Genomic DNA, 17123 nt, shown 5'->3' on the forward strand with positions numbered 1-17123 from the left:
TCTTCGAAAAAATCTTATAGACAGGGAACAAATTAACAATAAAGACTAGCCAAACTATGGTTCTATTTGTATCAGAAAAAGGGTCGAATTGTAACTATTACTGGACTTATGATAAAAAAAAGCAACTATTTATTTCATTAAAATATTTTATATCATAATTTTTTATGATATTATCAATACCTACTACTAAATCAATACTACCTGAGAAAGCAACTCATGAAGAAGCATTCGTGGTGTTCTCGTTACAAAACTAAAGAGGGAATTTAGCAGGTACAACGTCGGAACTTTCAAAAAATACAAATTACAAGAAGCTAAACTGTCATTTCAATAATTTATTTATCTTTGTTACTAAGATACTTAGTTTATGAGCAAAATTAATACTACTGATTTATTGTCTCGATTTCAGACTGCCAGCAGAAAATATTCTGATGCCTCTACATTTATGCATGCTGCGATTGCCAGAAAAGCAGGACTTTCGGGAGCCGACCACAAATATTTAGGACTTATTCTTCCTTACAAATCTATAACTGCGGGAGAAATCTCTAAACTTACGGGTTTAAGCACAGGTGCCGTAACGGGATTAATAGACCGATTGGAAAAAATGAAACTCTTGGAAAGGCAATTCATCAAGGAAGACCGGAGAAAAGTCATTATTGTTCCAAATGTTGAAAACAGTATGAAACTGCTTAAACCATTTTTTGATGAACTGCAGGAGAAAACTATGGCCTTGCTTGCCACTTTTTCAGAAGAACAAATCGAAACTATAGAAAGCTATTTTATTAAAGCTGCAACTATTATGGAGGAAACAAAAGATAATTTAAATAAAAAATAATATGGAAGGTTTAACTGCAAATTACCTGACAAGAGCTGAAATATGGCTCTGCATCACCACACTTTTCTATTTTTTAATGAATGGTGCTCAGATTTTCGAAACCGTAGTTTTTGTGCCCAAATGGACGGAATCTCCACCTGAAAATTTCAAACTTTTATTGGATGGAAAAGGCACAAGTTTAAAAGTTTTTTGGATAGTTTTTCATTCGTTGCACGAAATCACCTTTATTCTTGCCATTATTTTCTGCTGGAAAATTGATCCTGTTAGAAATTGGCTATTGGTATTGTTTGTTTTTCATTTTGCCGTTAGAGCATGGACACTTTCTTACTTTGCTCCTAACATTATTGATTTTCAAAAAATGGCCGCAAATGCAACTTTTACAGAAGATCTTGCACAACGCACTTCCCTTTGGCAGACGCTCAATTATTTCAGAGTCATCCTATTTGTTACAATTTCCTGCTCGCTAATTCCGTTGTGCATTAAATTATTCAGTTTAAGATCATAAAATACTAGAGGCAGCACAAATTTGTACTGCCTCTCATTTAGTTTGAATTTAATTTTAGACTAAAATGGATTACGATTTTTCTATCCTTTTATTTTAAATATTAAGTGACGGCTTGCCTGAAGCAATAGTATAAGCTTCTTTAAGCACTTCTGAATACGTTGGATGCGCGTAGCAAACAGAAGCCATGTCTCCTGCTGTTACCTCGTACTCCAACCCCACAACTGCTTGTGCAATAAGATCTGCCGCTCTGGCGCCTATAATGTGCACGCCCAATAATTCGCCGTATTTTGGATCGGAAAGCACTTTAACAAAACCTTCCTGCTCCATACCTGCTCTCGCTCTAGCGTTGACCGCAAAGGGAAATTTGCCCACTTGATAAGCAATTCCATCTTTTTTTAATTCCTCTTCAGTAGCACCTACCGAGGCAACTTCTGGCCATGTATAAACCACAGCTGGAATACGGTTGTAATGAATATGCGGTTTTTGCCCATCTATTCGCTCCACTACAAATACAGCTTCTTCCTCGGCTTTATGTGCCAGCATGGCTCCACCAATAACATCTCCAATAGCATAAATATTGGGTACTGCTGTTTGCAGAAGTTCATTGACCTTGATAGTGCCATTAGCATTTAATGTTACATTGGTATTCTCCAGACCTAAAGCCGTTACATTGGGTCTTCTGCCCACGGCAACCAAGACATAATCAACCGTTAGATCCTCTTGCCCTCCTTGTTTATTTTTGAAATAGACCTTCGCTTTTTCACCAAGATTCTCGGTTTTGTACACTGCTTGTCCCAGTTTAATTTCTATGCCTTCTTTAGTTAAAATTTTAGCCAAAGCACTTCCGAGTTCCAAATCCATATTCGCAATCAGGTTATCGGCATATTCTAAAATAGTCACTTTTGTGCCTATTCTATTAAAGATAGAAGCCATTTCGACACCAATCACACCGCCACCAATAATTGCTATGTGTTCAGGCTTCTCTTTCATATCCAATGCTTCCGTAGAAGTAATTACTCTTTTTTTATCAATGACAACACCAGGAATAGTCGCTGGTTTAGATCCTGTAGCAATAATATATTTCTTTGATTTTATAGAGGTTTCTGTCTGATCGGCATGTGTTACTTTAATCTGTTCATTACTAACAAAAGAAGCTACTCCTTGAAGTACGCTTATTTTATTCTTTTTCATCAGAAATTCTAGTCCTTGTGTATTCTTCTGCACCACCTCGTTTTTACGTTTGTAAAGCTGCTCAAAGTTTAACTGAATATCCGAAAATTCAATTCCATGTGTTCTAAAACTTTTTGCTGCATCTGCATAATGATGCGTGCTGTCTAACAGCGCTTTGGTAGGAATGCATCCCACATTGGTGCAGGTGCCTCCCAAGCTGTTGTATTTTTCTATAAGTGCTGTTTTGTAACCAAGCTGGGCACTTCTAATTGCTGCTACATACCCGCCAGGACCTGATCCTATAACGGTAATATCAAATTCTTCCATTTTATTGTTGTTTATTATTCTATAAATCAAAATAAACCAATCGGTCTTTTTTATAGCAAAAAAAATTATGCTTTTAACTGCATAATCATTTTCTCTAAAAACGACATTGCTATCTTTAGCTCGGTCGTTCTATTGTTTACTTTTGCTTGCATAAATGCTCCTTCGATGATCGAAATCATAATTACAGCCAGTTCGGCTGGGTCTGTGTCTGCTTTAATTTCCTTATTTTCAATCCCTCGTTTTACTTGATTCACAATAGCTGTTTTCCAAATATCAAGAGCCTTCTGCGCACGCTCTTTAAGCTGAGGATGAGTGTCATCTGCTTCTGTTGCTGTATTGAGTATCGGGCAGCCGGACTGTAGAAACGGATATTTATAATAGTTTTTATACATTTCTGGATAAACCAGCAATCCTTCAATTGAATTTTGTGTTTCTAAAATGCGTTCTTTGATGTGGTGGGTAATCTTCCCAAAATTATGATCGAAAACTTTCAGTGCGATTTCATCCTTGTTCTCAAAATTGCCATAGATACAGCCTTTTGAAAGTCCCGTCACATTCATCAAATCATTGATAGAAGTACCTGCATAACCTTTTGTATTAAAAACGGGCGCGGTTTTTTCTATAATCAATTGTTTTGTATTTTCTGACTTGGATGTCTTCATTTCTGTTATTATTTATTGTTATGCTGTTTTCAATTTCATTTTCAATATCGGATAGTTCTTGCCCATATCATCAAGCTCTTTTCTATCATAGGTTTCAAATCCGATTTTTTCATAAAATTTTATAGCATTAGTATTTTGTTCGTTAACATCTACAAGATTAACATCAAAAGCGCCAAAGGCATAATCTACTAATTGTTTTCCGTATCCTTTTCCAATATAATCAGGATCTAAAAACAGCATTTCAATTTTCTGATCGCTGATTCCAATAAAGCCCACGATTTTTTGGTCAACAGAAAGAAGAAAAACGTCCAACTGCGCAAAATCAAAATCTTGCAACATTAATTTAATCTCGACAAAATCTTCTTCAGATAAAAATAGATGTGTCGCTAAAACCGATTTTTCCCAAACAGATAACACTTCATTTTTATAGTCGGGATTATACTTTAAGATCTCAGTATTCATTTTTAAGTTTATTTGCATTGGCAAAATTACAACAAAAAAAAGAACAATCGGTCTTTTTTTATTATATATCATTCAACTTTTAGTTTTAAGCATCCTCAAAGCATAAAACACATCATTTGTCGCACATAATGCATCAAATTTACTATTCAGATCAGGGAGCTAAAATTACATTTACAATCTTATTTTTTGCACATTTTATTCGCAGGAATTTACATTGTGCAAAAGCAGTAAACCTTTTTATAACAACCTCACTAATAAAATTAAACCGCAAATGATCATGAAAAAACAAATTAAACAATATGCATTTTTACTGCTTATTGTTTATGGAACCAGTTACGGACAAGCAAAAAAACATCTTGACGCTAACAAACCAATAGAGGAAAGAATTTCTCTTTTAATGAAAGAAATGACATTAGATGAAAAAATCGGACAAATGAATCAGTACAATGGTTCATGGGATGTAACGGGACCAAAACCGGAATCGGGTTCTAATGAAGAAAAATACAATAATATAAAGAAAGGATTGGTAGGCTCTGTTCTTACTGTTAGAGGTGTTAACCAAGTCAGAACTTTGCAAAAAATGGCTGTTGAAGAAACCCGCTTGGGAATTCCCCTTCTTTTTGGTTTTGATGTTATACACGGCTACAAAACCTTAAGTCCTATTCCGTTGGCAGAAGCGGCAAGCTGGGATTTGGAAGCCATTAAAAATTCGGCTAGTGTAGCTGCGCTTGAAGCTTCTGCTTCGGGATTAAACTGGACTTTTGCTCCTAATGTTGACATCTCAAATGATGCAAGATGGGGACGAGTTATGGAAGGCGCTGGCGAAGATCCGTATTTAGGGAGCAAAATTGCTATAGCAAGAGTTAAAGGTTTTCAAGGTGAGCGTTTTGACAACACCAAAATCATTGCCTGTGCAAAACATTTTGCTGGTTATGGTTTTGTAGAAGCAGGAAGAGATTACAACAGCGTAGACATGAGTAATTCTAAATTGTACAATACAGTACTACCGCCTTTTAAAGCGGCAAGCGACGCAGGAATCCGTACTTTTATGAATTCATTCAACACCTTAAATGGAATTCCAGCTACAGGAAGTGCTTTTTTACAGAGAGATATTTTAAAAGGCGCTTGGGGATTTAAAGGATTTGTGGTTTCTGACTGGGCTTCAATAGCGGAAATGATTACTCACGGCTATGCAGCAGATGGTGCCGATGCGGCCAAAAAAGCAGCTCTTGCAGGTTCTGACATGGATATGGAATCGAATATATATCTTAAAGAACTGGCTCTGTTAGTAAAAAAAGGAACTGTAAAAGAAAGCGTAATTGATGATGCGGTTCGCAGAATTCTTCGCGTGAAATTTGAATTAGGCTTATTTGACAACCCTTATAAATATTGCGACGAAGCTCGCGAAAAATCAAATATTGGCAGCAAAGCAAACAACGCCGAGGTTCTTGAGATGGCTAAAAAATCGATTGTTTTATTGAAAAATGATAAGAATCTTTTGCCTCTGAAAAAATCAGGTGCTAAAATTGCCTTAATCGGTGCTTTGGCCAATGATAAAAATAGTCCTCTTGGAAGCTGGAGAATCGCTGCAGATGATAATACTGCCATATCTGTTTTGGAGGGAATGCAACAATACAAAAACAATACATTAGTTTTTGAAAAAGGAACCGATGTTGCTATCAACAAACAATCCTTTTTAGACGAAGTAAAAGTCAATACCACTGATTTTTCTGGATTTGAAGCAGCGAAAAAAGTGGCAAAAGAGGCCGAAATTGTGGTAATGGTACTAGGCGAAATAGGTTTTCAAAGCGGTGAAGCGCGCAGTAGAACAGAATTAGCCCTTCCAGGTAATCAACAGCAATTACTAGAGGAAATTTACAAAGTAAACCCAAACATTGTTTTAGTCTTAAACAACGGACGTCCGTTGTCTATACCTTGGGCGGCAGAACATATTCCAGCTATTGTTGAAGCATGGCAGTTAGGAACACAATCTGGAAATGCCATCGCACAGGTTTTGTACGGAGACTATAATCCAAGTGGTAAGCTGCCAATGTCATTTCCTAGAAATGTTGGCCAATGCCCTATTTATTATAATCTGTACAATACCGGAAGACCGACAGATAAAGACAATAATGTTTTTTGGTCACACTATTCTGATGTTGAGAAAACGCCATTATACCCATTCGGTTACGGATTAAGTTATACTTCTTTTGACTATAAAAACTTGAAGATTTCAAAAGATTCTTTTCAAAAAGGAGAAAAAATCGAAGTCTCTGTTGATGTGACCAATACAGGAAGTTTTGATGGAAAAGAAATTGTCCAGCTTTATATAAATGATCCTGTTGCCAGCATTGCAAGACCTGTAAAAGAATTAAAAGGCTTTGAGCTTATCGAATTAAAAAAGGGAGAAACCAAAACAGTTCGATTTATTCTAACAGACAAGGAACTTGGTTTTTATGACAACGACGGTAAATTTATGGTAGAACCTGGTCAATTTAATATTATGGTGGGCTGGAATTCTAATAATGGACTTAACAGTAAATTTGAGCTAAAATAAAATCAGAAAAATAAAGTCCAAAAGAATAATTCTCTAAACAAGAATAGAATATCTTTTAATTTATATATCCTGAATACGATAATTCCTTAATTGGATCAAAATCGTACTCAGGATTTTGGCAATATGGTAGATTTGAATAAAAAAAAAATAAGTGTTCAAATTAGTTTTATTAATATTGTTTCCCCATATCCTAAAAAATCCACTTAAAAAAATCGGATAATGCATACTGTTACATCCAAATGAAAAAGACAACTTATATCCTTTTATGCTTCTTTAGCATTGTAAACTCGCTGTTTTCGCAAGGCAAATTTGACAGCTACCAGTTTAGGAGCATACAAGAGACTGCTTCAAAACGAGCTGTTTCTTCTATCATTCAGGATAAAAATGATTTTATTTGGATCGGTACAAGTGGCGCCGGTCTCTATAGATACGATGGCGTAAATTATTTCGGATATAAATACGAGAACAAACCTGGTTCGGTAAACAGTAATTTTATTTATTCTACGTTTATCGATTCCAAAAATAACCTTTGGGTAGGCACCGATCAGGGTTTGTGCTTATACAACAGGGATTTAGACAACTTTACCCGCATCAATATTGAAGATGCTATAACACAAGGATACACGCAGCCCATTACGATAAAAACAATTATTGAAGACAATAATGGCAATCTATACTTGGGCGCTTACGGTTTTGGGTTATTTAAACTTAACACAAAAACCTTAAAGTCTTCTCTGGTACATTCAAAAGTGCTGGAAAAACCTAATTTTCTAATAAAATCTTCGGTTAAAAACAAACAGGGAATTATTTATTTAGGAACCAGTTACGGACTTTTAGAAATTGACACCAATGGAAAAGTCAAACAGGTTTATAAAGACAAATTTAAACGAGAACCGCTCACTAACGATATTGAAAGTCTTGTTATAGACAAATTTGGATACCTATGGATGGGCACAACCGAAAACGGATTGATAAAAATTAAGCCTGAAACAGATAATTATCAGTTTGAAAACTATGCCATTACGAAAAATAAGATCTTATCAATCGTACAAAGCAGTTTGGGTTACATTGTTTGCGGTACCGAAAATGACGGATTACTGGTTGTAAATTATAAGGGAGAAGTACTAAAAAAATATTTGCACAGCAAATACAATAGTGCCAGCTTAAAATCCAATTCGGTTTGGTCTTTGTATCAAGACAAAGAAAAAAGACTCTGGTTAGGGTATTTTAATAAAGGTCTTGGCGTTTTTGATAAACCTAATAACAAATTCAACTCGCTGGAATCTCTTGCTAACAATGAAAATTCTCTGCAAACAAGCTATGTAACTTCGGTTGCAAAAGACAAAAAGGGTAATTTGCTCATTAGTAACGAAGGCGGAGGATTAGATATTTACAACCTCAACAATAAAAGCTACATTCACGTTAATAAAACAAACCAAAATTATTATTCGGGTTTAGATGCGGTCGATATTCAGAGCATATTTATCGACAGCAAAGAAAATATTTGGCTTGGAAGCTGGGATCGCGGCATCTACTTTCTAAAAAACGGAACTTCCAGATTTGTCAACTATAATACAGCAAATACACCAGGATTAAAATCGAACCGAATTTTTAGTTTTTCAGAAGATTCAAAAGGCAGAATCTGGATCGGAACTTTTATAAAAGGACTGCATTATTTTGATAATAAAAGCAACACATTTGTACATTGTGATACTGAGCCATTTGTCAAAAACGGTCTAGATAATGCTTTCATCCGTAAAGTTTTTGTAGATTCTGATAATGTTTTGTGGGTCGGCACTATCTTAGGCTTGTATCAGATCAATATAAAAGATGAAACTGGTTTTAAAGTCACAAAAATGCGCGATGCTATGTTTGGCGGCATTAATAAAAACAATAGCATTCAGATTATTTTATCTATTTATGAATCTAATGATAAAACAATATGGATAGGAACAGATACTCAAGGCCTATTTAGCTACAATAAAAAAAACAAGACATTTTCTAATTACGATGATTTTCCTGGATTTAAAGAAAAATCAATTCGCGCGATCATTTCTGATAATAACGGCGCTTTATGGGTAAGCGGCGGATCTGGTTTGACAAAACTCGACCTGAAAAATCAAAAAAGCATTAATTTTAATAAAGACGACGGTCTAATCGATAATGATTTTAATAACAATGCCGTTTACAAAGACGGAAATGGAGAGCTTTATTTTGGAGGTTATGAAGGCGTAAATTATTTTAACCCTAACGAAATTAAAAAAGCAGAAAAAGCTCCGCGTCTTTATTTCAGTGATTTTAAATTATTCAATCGATCCGTAAAACCAAATGAAGACGGCTCTCCTTTGAGCAAAGTAATTTCGCAGACTCAAGAAATTACGCTTAATTACACACAGTCTGTTTTTACGATCGAATATGTGGGAATCAATTATAATTATTCTAAGAAAAACCAATATGCGTATTATCTCGAAGGTTTTGAAAAAGACTGGAACTATGTAGGCAATAACAGAACAGCAACTTATACCAATTTGGCGCCGGGAAATTATACCTTTAAAGTAAAATCGGCCAACGCAGACGGCACGTGGAGCGGCAATCAATTAGAATTAAAAATAAAAATCCTTCCTCCGTGGTGGAAAACCATCTGGGCTTATTTAATCTATTCTTCTATTTTAATTTTCTTAATCCTTTATCTTAACAAGATTTATCAAAATCGTTTCAAAGCGAAGCAGGCTATAATTCTGGAAAAAGAAAAGAACATTCAATTGGAGAAATTAAACAATAAAAAACTGCAGTTTTTCACCAATATCTCGCATGAATTCAGAACTCCTTTAACACTAATTATTAATCCGCTGGAGGATATTTTAAAGAGCAAAAAAATATCTCCAGAGATTCATAATAAATTAAAAATAGTACACAAAAGCTCTGATAGGCTCTCTAGGCTTATTAATGAGCTTATGGATTTTAATAAATTAGAGTTTAATAAAATTTCGCTTCAAGCCAAGAAAGTTGAAGTCGTATCGTTTACCGAAGCCGTTATCGGCTACTTTTATGAAGAAGCCGCAGCGCGAAACATTGCTGTTAATTTTGAGTCGCCTGTAGATGAACTCGAAGATTGGCTAGATCCTAAAATGCTAGAAAAAATACTGTTTAATATTATTTCGAATGCATTTAAATTTACGCCAGATAATGGTTCGATCCATATTTCTATAAACACATCAGAAACCGAAAATGTATTGATAATTGACGGAAATAAAGTCCCATCTTTCTCGATAACCATTGCAGATACAGGTTCTGGAATACGAAAAAAAGATTTAAATAAAATTTTTGATCGTTTCTACCAAGTCAATAATCTCAATAAGGAATATTACGGAAGCACCGGAATTGGCTTGGAGGTTGTAAAGGAATTTGTCGAACTTCATAAAGGAAAAATTGAAGTTGAAAGTGAAGTTGGCGAAGGCACCAGCTTTAAAATAACTTTTCCGCTAGGCAACTCGCTATATAAAAGAAGTGAGATCATTGATGAGAAATATAAAATAGAGCGCAAAAACGAACTTTTATCTGAACCTGTTCAAGATGAGATAGAATCTAACTCTGAAGCAGAAGCTCAAAAAGCATATACCGTTTTAATTGTAGAAGACAATACAGAATTAAGAAACTATTTAAAACAGGAACTTAGCAAATCATACAAAGTAATTACAGCCGAAAATGGCCAAAAAGGTTACGATCTTGCTGTACAGAAATTGCCTGATTTAATTATAACCGATGTTATTATGCCAGTCATGGACGGACTTGAGCTGTGCAAAAACATAAAAGGCGATTTAAAAACAAGCCATATTCCTTTATTGATGCTTTCTGCCAAAGCAATGGTAAAAGACCGATTGGAAGGTATCGATTCGGGTGCCGATATGTATTTAAGCAAACCTTTTGAACTGGATATTCTAAAATCGAGTCTCGCGCAGCTTATTACAAGCAGACAGATCATGTTCAAGAAATTTTACAGCGGCATCACTAAGCAAGGCAAAGAAAAAACAACCTCGCTTGATAATGATTTCATTCAAAAGATTCTGCATTATATTAATGAAAATATTAGTGAACCTGAACTAACCGTAGAACTACTTTCTTCTAAGATCTTTTTAAGCAGAAGCCAGCTCTATCGAAAAATAAAAACACTAACAGGTGTTTCTGTTAATGAATTTATCCGAAATGTGCGATTAGAAAAAGCAAAACAGCTGATCGAACAGGGCAATAATAATATCAACGAAATAAGTTTCAAAGTTGGTTTTACTTCTCCCTCCTATTTTGCCAAATGCTATAAAATCAAATACGGCCATTTGCCTACACAGGAAAAAAGAGCGAAAGAATAGAAAACAAATTACAATTTGAATATTAAATAGTAAAGAGCTTCGGTTTAAACCGAAGCTCTTTTTTTGTCAGTGATTTTTTTCAAAATGTAAGCTTTTAAATTTCAGGCAAAAATCAGCATATAAAAAATAAAACCTTAATATTTTGAACATACAATATTTTTTAGACTAAAAAATTACCAATACTTCAGCAACCGTTTTAATGCTTATAATGATTTGTTTTAGCATTTACAGGGGTTCAGAAGCACTTTTTGCATCATCTGTTGCACAATATGCATCATCTGTACTACAATGCAACACCTGTAGAATCTACTTTCGTTAAGAAATATTTAAGAAAAAAGTTTAGCCATTCTAACTCAAAACAATCTCATGTCAAAACACCCAAATTTTTAAATATTTTCTTAAAACTTAACGAATTACTAATTATTTCAATTTAAACTAAACAACCAAACTTTATGCAGAAAAAAACATTAAAAAGACTATTGTGCTTAATAGTATGCTTGTGGGGAAATTTTTTCTTCGCTCAAACTGTTAAAGGTAAAGTAACATCGGGAGGAAACATTCTTCCGGGTGTTAGTGTAATAGTACAGGGAACCAAAAACGGAACGGTCACCGATTTTGACGGTACTTTCGTATTGAATAATGTTGAACCAAAAGCAATGCTGCTTTTTACTTATATAGGATACAAAAATTTAATCCTTGAAGCTAAACCGAATATGCAAGTGGTCATGGCGAGCGACCTAGAAAAATTAAACGAAGTGGTCGTTATCGGATATGGAACATCTAAAAGAAAAGACATAAATGGTGCTGTATCTTCTATTAAAGCTTCTGAAATTCAAGATAAGCCATTTATCTCTATCGATCAGGCTCTTGTTGGTAAAGCCGCAGGTGTAAATGTTACGCAGAACTCTGGTACTCCAGGTGGGGGAATCTCTGTTCAGATTAGAGGAATTACTTCTATTAACGGTAATGAGCCTTTATATGTGATCGACGGAACGCCTGTTTTTGCAGACAAAAACAATGATTCCTTTTCGTTTAGCGCTTTAGGCGGAGGAAACGGACAAACTAAAAATTCTGCTTTATCTGGATTGAATATTTCAGATATAGAAACGATCGATATCTTAAAAGATGCTTCTGCAACAGCTATATATGGTTCAAGCGGTGCAAACGGAGTGGTTTTGATTACAACTAAAAAAGGAAAAAAGGGAAAATCAAAATTTACATACGAAACCTATTTAGGGACACAACAGATAAACAATACGGTTGATGTTTTAAATCTGCCTCAATATGCGGCTTATCAGGCAAAAATTTACAAACTAAATGGCGAGCCTGTTCCGTATCAATATCAAAAACCTAATTTGCTTGGAAATGGTACAAATTGGCAGGATGAACTTTTTAGAACAGCGACAATGTACAATCACCAGCTTTCTTTCTCTGGAGAAAAAGATGGAACACGCTTTTACACTTCTTTAAATTATTTTGATCAGGAAGGTATTGTTTTAAATTCAGATTTCAACAGATTAGCAATGCGTTTAAATGTAGATTCTAATGTAAAATCTTGGCTTAAAATTGGTAACAACCTATCGATAAGCAAATCATCTCAGCAAGTGGTAAGAAATGATGACAGAGGAGGATTGGTTATGAATGCCTTAAGACAGTCTCCTGAGTTACCAGTTAGAGCTGCAGATGGTTCTTATGCGGGGCCAACATCTGGTTTAGGATCATCGGCAAATGAAGCCACTAATCCAATTGCCTTATCTGAATACAATAATGCCACTACAGAAAGATTTAAAATCAATGGAAATCTATTTGCTGATTTTACTCTTTTAAAAGGATTAGTTTTCAGATCAGAATTAGGATACGATTTGAATTTCTCAAAAAACAGCACTTTTGTGCCTAAATATACTTTAGGAAACGTAACTGAACTTTTAAATAAATCGTTCAAACAGCAAGATCAGAGCTATTATTGGAATATTAAAAACTATCTGACCTACAACAAAACGCTAAACGAGAAACATAATTTTACTTTTTTACTAGGACAAGAAGCGCAGGAAAGTTATTATGAATATTTAAGCGGTTACAGAACAGGCGATTTCTTAAATAAAGATTTCACCAATCTGAACATCGGTGATATTGCCACTGCCCTAAACGGAAATGGTTCTGGACGCTGGTCTATGACTTCTTATATTTCAAGATTAAATTACAGTTTTTCTGACCGCTACTCTTTTTCTGCTTCTTTAAGAGCAGATGCTTCATCTAACTTTGGACCAAATCACAAATGGGGATATTTCCCTTCATTTTCAGGAGGTTGGACAGTTAGCAACGAGAAATTCTTTGAGCCTTTGTCAAAAAGCGTTAATTATTTAAAATTTAAAGCTGGATATGGTCTTGTAGGAAATCAAAACATTCCCGCAAATAGATATCAGACTATTTTATCGCTACTTGCATCGCCATTTGGTGGAGTTTCGCCAACGATCGACAATTTAGGAAATCCAGACATAAAGTGGGAATCTCTTAAATCTTTCAATACTGGTTTTGAATTGGCAATGCTTAATAACAGAGTGAAATTAGATTTTGATTATTACATTAAAAATTCTTCAGATTTCTTGACCAAACAAATCAATGACGAATCCAATCAAAGTGCGCTTAACTATTATTTGAATACAGGTGAAATTGTAACAAAAGGTATTGAGCTTACTTTAAATACAAGAAATATTGCTACCGAAAATTTTAACTGGGATACAACGATCATTTTTTCAAAATACAATAATGAATTGACACGTTTTCAAGGTCAGGGCAAATCATTGTTAGGAAAAGTGCAATTCGATTTATACAATATTACCAGAACTACCGAAGGACAGCCAGTAGGACAATTTTACGGGTATGTAACAGATGGTTTGTTTAAAAACGCTACAGAACTAGCGGCTGGACCAATTCAGGAAGCAGGAACAGGTGTGGGAGACATTCGATTTAAGGATCTTAATGGTGACGGAAAAATAGACAGTAAGGACCAAACAGCCATAGGAGATGCTATTCCAGATTTTACCTATGCTATTACGAATAACCTTAGATACAAAAACTTCAATTTTTCAGTTGCTTTAACAGGAAGCCAAGGCAATAAGATTTACAACTTTACGCGCCATTATATTGATGGCATTTATCCAGGTTTTGGAGACCGATTTGGAAACGTAAGCACACAGGCAATGCAGGCTTTTGAACCTGGAGTGAATGAAAATACAGACGTGCCAAGAATCACGCTTAATGATCCAAATGGTAACGGAAGAATTTCGAACAGATTTGTTGAAGACGGTTCTTATTTAAGAATTCAGAATGTTTCTTTGAGCTACGATTTGCCAAATAAAATTTTCGACAATTCTATTATATCTAAAGTAAGACTTTATGTAAACGTTCAAAATTTATACACGTTTACAAAATATACCGGATTTGATCCAGCTCTTGGAAACCTAGACCAAAATATCACATTGAGCGGTATTGATCTAGGACGTTACCCAGTGCCAAGAACAACTTCTATAGGAGTAAATTTAGAATTCTAAGCTTTATAAAAACACATTTAACTTAATGATTCATAGTCATTAATATAAAAAAATAGTTATGAAAAAACTTTTTAAACTTTTTTTGATGGGAATGCTTATACCATTGCTGTCTTTATTTTCCTGTTCAGATGAGTTTTTGAATGCACCATCTGAAAATCAGTTAACGCCAAGCGATCTTCCTGAAGGGGTTACCGCTTTTGACGGAATTGCCGAGAGCTTGTACTTTAAGCCTTGGTTTGCCTTTAACGACAAATTCCTAATTGCTGTAGGAGACATGTATGCCGGAAATGCTTTTACATTTGATGGTGCTTACTCACAGTTTAAAGATGCTAAAGTAACGTCGCAAAACCCAATTCTTACAGAAGGATATGTAGCCTTGTTTTCGGTTATCGATCAATCTAATAATTTAATGAGTCTAGTCGAAGCTAGAAAAAGTGAACTTCCTGAGGCATCTTATAAAAATGCTATTGCCATATCAAGATTCATGAGGGCCAATGCTTATTTCTATCTTGTTAGGACTTTTGGAGCTGTGCCTATCATCAATAAAGCGGGATCTGCAGCACAGCCAAAAAGAAATCTTATTCCTGATGTTTACAAATTCATCAAGCAAGATTTAGAATACGCGGCAGAAAATTTACCAGAAAAAGGATTAAAGAAAGGATACGTGACTAAATATGCCGCAATGGGAATTTTAGCCAAAGTGCATCTGACTTTAAATGAATATGCTGAATGTGCTACTTTGACTCAGAAAATTATCGGAAATCAGTATACTTTAATTCAAGAATACGGAAATCTGTTTAGCAGTCCAGAAAATAATAATAGTGCAGAAAGTATGTTTGCTCTTCAATGGAAAGCTATTGCTACAGAATGGGGAACGCAAAACACCAATCAGGCGTATATTGTTCCAGGAGGCACAGGAATTACAGGCGGTGGTGACGGATGGGGAGTTTACCTTCCTTCTATTTCTTTGCAAAATGGATTTGAGCCAAAAGATATCAGAAAGAAAAGCACAATCATGACGGATGGCGATTTTTACCCTGAATTATTAAAAAGTCAAGGCGGTTTTACCTATAAAAAAATATACTCTTCTACAGCTGCAAATTTCAGAAAATACATAGTAGGATCTGCTGCAGAAAGAAACGATGTATTCTTTATGAGAACTTCTCAAAACACGATTATTTTAAGATATTCTGACATTTTATTGATGAATTCTGAGGCAATTATGGCTGGAGCGCCTTCCACTACGTCAGCAGCGGCTTTAAGCTCTTTTAATGAAGTAAGAAAAAGAGCAGGATTACCAATTAAAACAGTATTGACAAGAGATGAGCTTTTTAATGAAAGAAGAATTGAATTTGCTTTGGAAGGACAATATTTCTTCGATTTAAAACGCCGTGGTCTTGCTGAAGCAACTGCAATTATTTCTCAACAAGAAGTAGGTTTTTATTCTGATGATGCCAGAACAGAATTGATTTCGAGAAAGATAACTCCTGGAAGCAATTATTTTGAACTTCCATTGCCACAGTCTGCCATAGATACCAATCCATCATTATTAGAAGCTCCGGTTCCTTTTAACTTTAATAACTAAACTATGATCAATACAATAAAATATAGCATTCTACTACTTTTTGTGCTGGCTTCTTTTACAGCCTGCCAAAATGATGATGCAACTAGCGCAAACATTGATGCAATGGTTGCTGAACCGGGAGATTTACTAAATCAGGCCTTTCCAAACAATAAAGTAAGAGTTGAAGGAGAAGGTTTAACGGGACTAAAAAAGATTACACTCGATAATACTATTAATATTGCTTTTAATCCTAATTACAATTCAGACAAATCGTTTATTTTCACTGTTCCTTTTGATGAAAAACTAGGAAGCAGATTTGGAGTTCAGCCTATTACCTTTACAACTGCAAATGGCTCTGTGACTAAAAACATTGAGATTTTACAGCCTGTACCAACCATTACTAAAACCACTCCTGCAGTTGCAACTCCAGGATTTCCGTTAGAAATTGAAGGAACTTGGTTTTATAATATTTCATCAGTAACCTTAGCAGGAAAAGCGGTAAGTTATACGGTAAAATCGTCTTCTTCAATTATAATCGGTTTACCTGCAAATGCAACTTCTGGATCAGAACTTGCCATTACTACACCTGGAGGAACAGCAAAAAAGACAATTGATTTTGCAACCATCATTCTGGTATCTGATTTTGACGGAAATGGTCTTAGAAAAGATTGGACATCTTATGGAGATGTAGAAAGCTTTAATACTAGTACTTCTGGTGGTCCAACAGGAAATTACACCACGTTGGTTTGGGCCGGTTCTACTGCTAATGGCTACAACGGCAGCAGTGGCGGTGGCGGAGCTAGTTTCCTAAGCACTTCTAATACAGACGCTACAAAAGCCTATATTGATATAGATGTAAGTGCAAATGTTGTGGGCGCCCAGTTTGCTATTCAGCTAAACACAATCGACGGAGTAAACTATGGCTACAATTTTAAAATCACCGATACCAACTGGACTACAAAGACCATATCAATTGCTGATTTTAAAGACAATTACGGATTTGGATCTAATACAGCTGCCACATTAAATCCGTCTAAAATCAATGAAATTAAGGTTGGAATCGCTCAAGGAGACACCCCTAACCCTAGTGCTATTAAATTTGATAATATTAAAATCCGTTATCAATAAT

At 35.1% G+C, this 17123-nt stretch carries 10 protein-coding genes; 7 read left to right on the plus strand and 3 right to left on the minus strand.

Annotation, left to right across the window (positions count from 1 at the left end):
• The first annotated feature begins 364 nt into the window (after positions 1 to 364).
• Both J7574_RS10140 and J7574_RS10145 read left to right on the plus strand, forming a co-directional pair.
• Positions 365 to 832 (plus strand): MarR family transcriptional regulator, encoded by a 468-nt coding sequence (locus J7574_RS10140; RefSeq protein ID WP_290967626.1) that lies wholly within the window; start codon positions 365 to 367, stop codon positions 830 to 832.
• A gap of 1 nt (position 833) precedes the next feature.
• Positions 834 to 1337: a transposase gene (locus J7574_RS10145; protein ID WP_290967629.1), complete on the plus strand. Its 504-nt coding sequence runs from the start codon at positions 834 to 836 to the stop codon at positions 1335 to 1337.
• Between the two features lie 93 nt (positions 1338 to 1430).
• Here J7574_RS10145 and lpdA read toward each other — a convergent pair whose 3' ends face one another.
• From lpdA to J7574_RS10160, 3 genes are all read right to left on the minus strand, one after another.
• A complete protein-coding gene (gene lpdA / locus J7574_RS10150; RefSeq protein WP_290967670.1) occupies positions 1431 to 2834 on the minus strand; it encodes a dihydrolipoyl dehydrogenase in 1404 nt (467 codons plus the stop codon).
• A gap of 65 nt (positions 2835 to 2899) precedes the next feature.
• Entirely contained in the window at positions 2900 to 3496 is a 597-nt protein-coding gene (locus J7574_RS10155; protein ID WP_290967631.1) for a TetR/AcrR family transcriptional regulator, read from the minus strand.
• Positions 3497 to 3514: 18 nt separating this feature from the next.
• Positions 3515 to 3958, minus strand: coding sequence for a GNAT family N-acetyltransferase (locus J7574_RS10160; protein ID WP_290967634.1), 444 nt, complete (start codon positions 3956 to 3958; stop codon positions 3515 to 3517).
• A gap of 277 nt (positions 3959 to 4235) precedes the next feature.
• Here J7574_RS10160 and bglX point away from each other — a divergent pair, with 277 nt between their 5' ends.
• From bglX to J7574_RS10185, 5 genes are all read left to right on the plus strand, one after another.
• On the plus strand, positions 4236 to 6515 hold the full coding sequence (gene bglX, locus J7574_RS10165; protein WP_290967636.1) for a beta-glucosidase BglX: 2280 nt from the start codon (positions 4236 to 4238) through the stop codon (positions 6513 to 6515).
• A 239-nt stretch (positions 6516 to 6754) separates the two neighbouring features.
• Positions 6755 to 10879: a two-component regulator propeller domain-containing protein gene (locus J7574_RS10170; protein ID WP_290967637.1), complete on the plus strand. Its 4125-nt coding sequence runs from the start codon at positions 6755 to 6757 to the stop codon at positions 10877 to 10879.
• 452 nt (positions 10880 to 11331) lie between these two features.
• Positions 11332 to 14430 carry a TonB-dependent receptor gene (locus J7574_RS10175; protein ID WP_290967640.1) on the plus strand — a complete coding sequence of 1033 codons (3099 nt, stop codon included), beginning with the start codon at positions 11332 to 11334 and terminating at the stop codon, positions 14428 to 14430.
• 58 nt (positions 14431 to 14488) lie between these two features.
• On the plus strand, positions 14489 to 16015 hold the full coding sequence (locus J7574_RS10180) for a RagB/SusD family nutrient uptake outer membrane protein (RefSeq protein ID WP_290967643.1): 1527 nt from the start codon (positions 14489 to 14491) through the stop codon (positions 16013 to 16015).
• A 3-nt stretch (positions 16016 to 16018) separates the two neighbouring features.
• A complete protein-coding gene (locus J7574_RS10185) occupies positions 16019 to 17122 on the plus strand; it encodes a CIA30 family protein (protein ID WP_290967646.1) in 1104 nt (367 codons plus the stop codon).
• Position 17123: the final 1 nt, after the last annotated feature.

The sequence above is a fragment of the Flavobacterium sp. genome (genome assembly GCF_017744675.1).
In the GTDB taxonomy this organism is placed as follows: domain Bacteria; phylum Bacteroidota; class Bacteroidia; order Flavobacteriales; family Flavobacteriaceae; genus Flavobacterium.

Excerpts from the sequence above, each read along its gene's own strand:
- J7574_RS10140 (WP_290967626.1), top strand. The coding sequence starts at position 365 with ATGAGCAAAATTAATACTACTGATTTATTGTCTCGATTTCAGACTGCC.
- J7574_RS10145 (WP_290967629.1), top strand. The coding sequence starts at position 834 with ATGGAAGGTTTAACTGCAAATTACCTGACAAGAGCTGAAATATGGCTC.
- lpdA (WP_290967670.1), bottom strand. The coding sequence starts at position 2,834 with ATGGAAGAATTTGATATTACCGTTATAGGATCAGGTCCTGGCGGGTAT.
- J7574_RS10155 (WP_290967631.1), bottom strand. The coding sequence starts at position 3,496 with ATGAAGACATCCAAGTCAGAAAATACAAAACAATTGATTATAGAAAAA.
- J7574_RS10160 (WP_290967634.1), bottom strand. The coding sequence starts at position 3,958 with ATGAATACTGAGATCTTAAAGTATAATCCCGACTATAAAAATGAAGTG.
- bglX (WP_290967636.1), top strand. The coding sequence starts at position 4,236 with ATGAAAAAACAAATTAAACAATATGCATTTTTACTGCTTATTGTTTAT.
- J7574_RS10170 (WP_290967637.1), top strand. The coding sequence starts at position 6,755 with ATGAAAAAGACAACTTATATCCTTTTATGCTTCTTTAGCATTGTAAAC.
- J7574_RS10175 (WP_290967640.1), top strand. The coding sequence starts at position 11,332 with ATGCAGAAAAAAACATTAAAAAGACTATTGTGCTTAATAGTATGCTTG.
- J7574_RS10180 (WP_290967643.1), top strand. The coding sequence starts at position 14,489 with ATGAAAAAACTTTTTAAACTTTTTTTGATGGGAATGCTTATACCATTG.
- J7574_RS10185 (WP_290967646.1), top strand. The coding sequence starts at position 16,019 with ATGATCAATACAATAAAATATAGCATTCTACTACTTTTTGTGCTGGCT.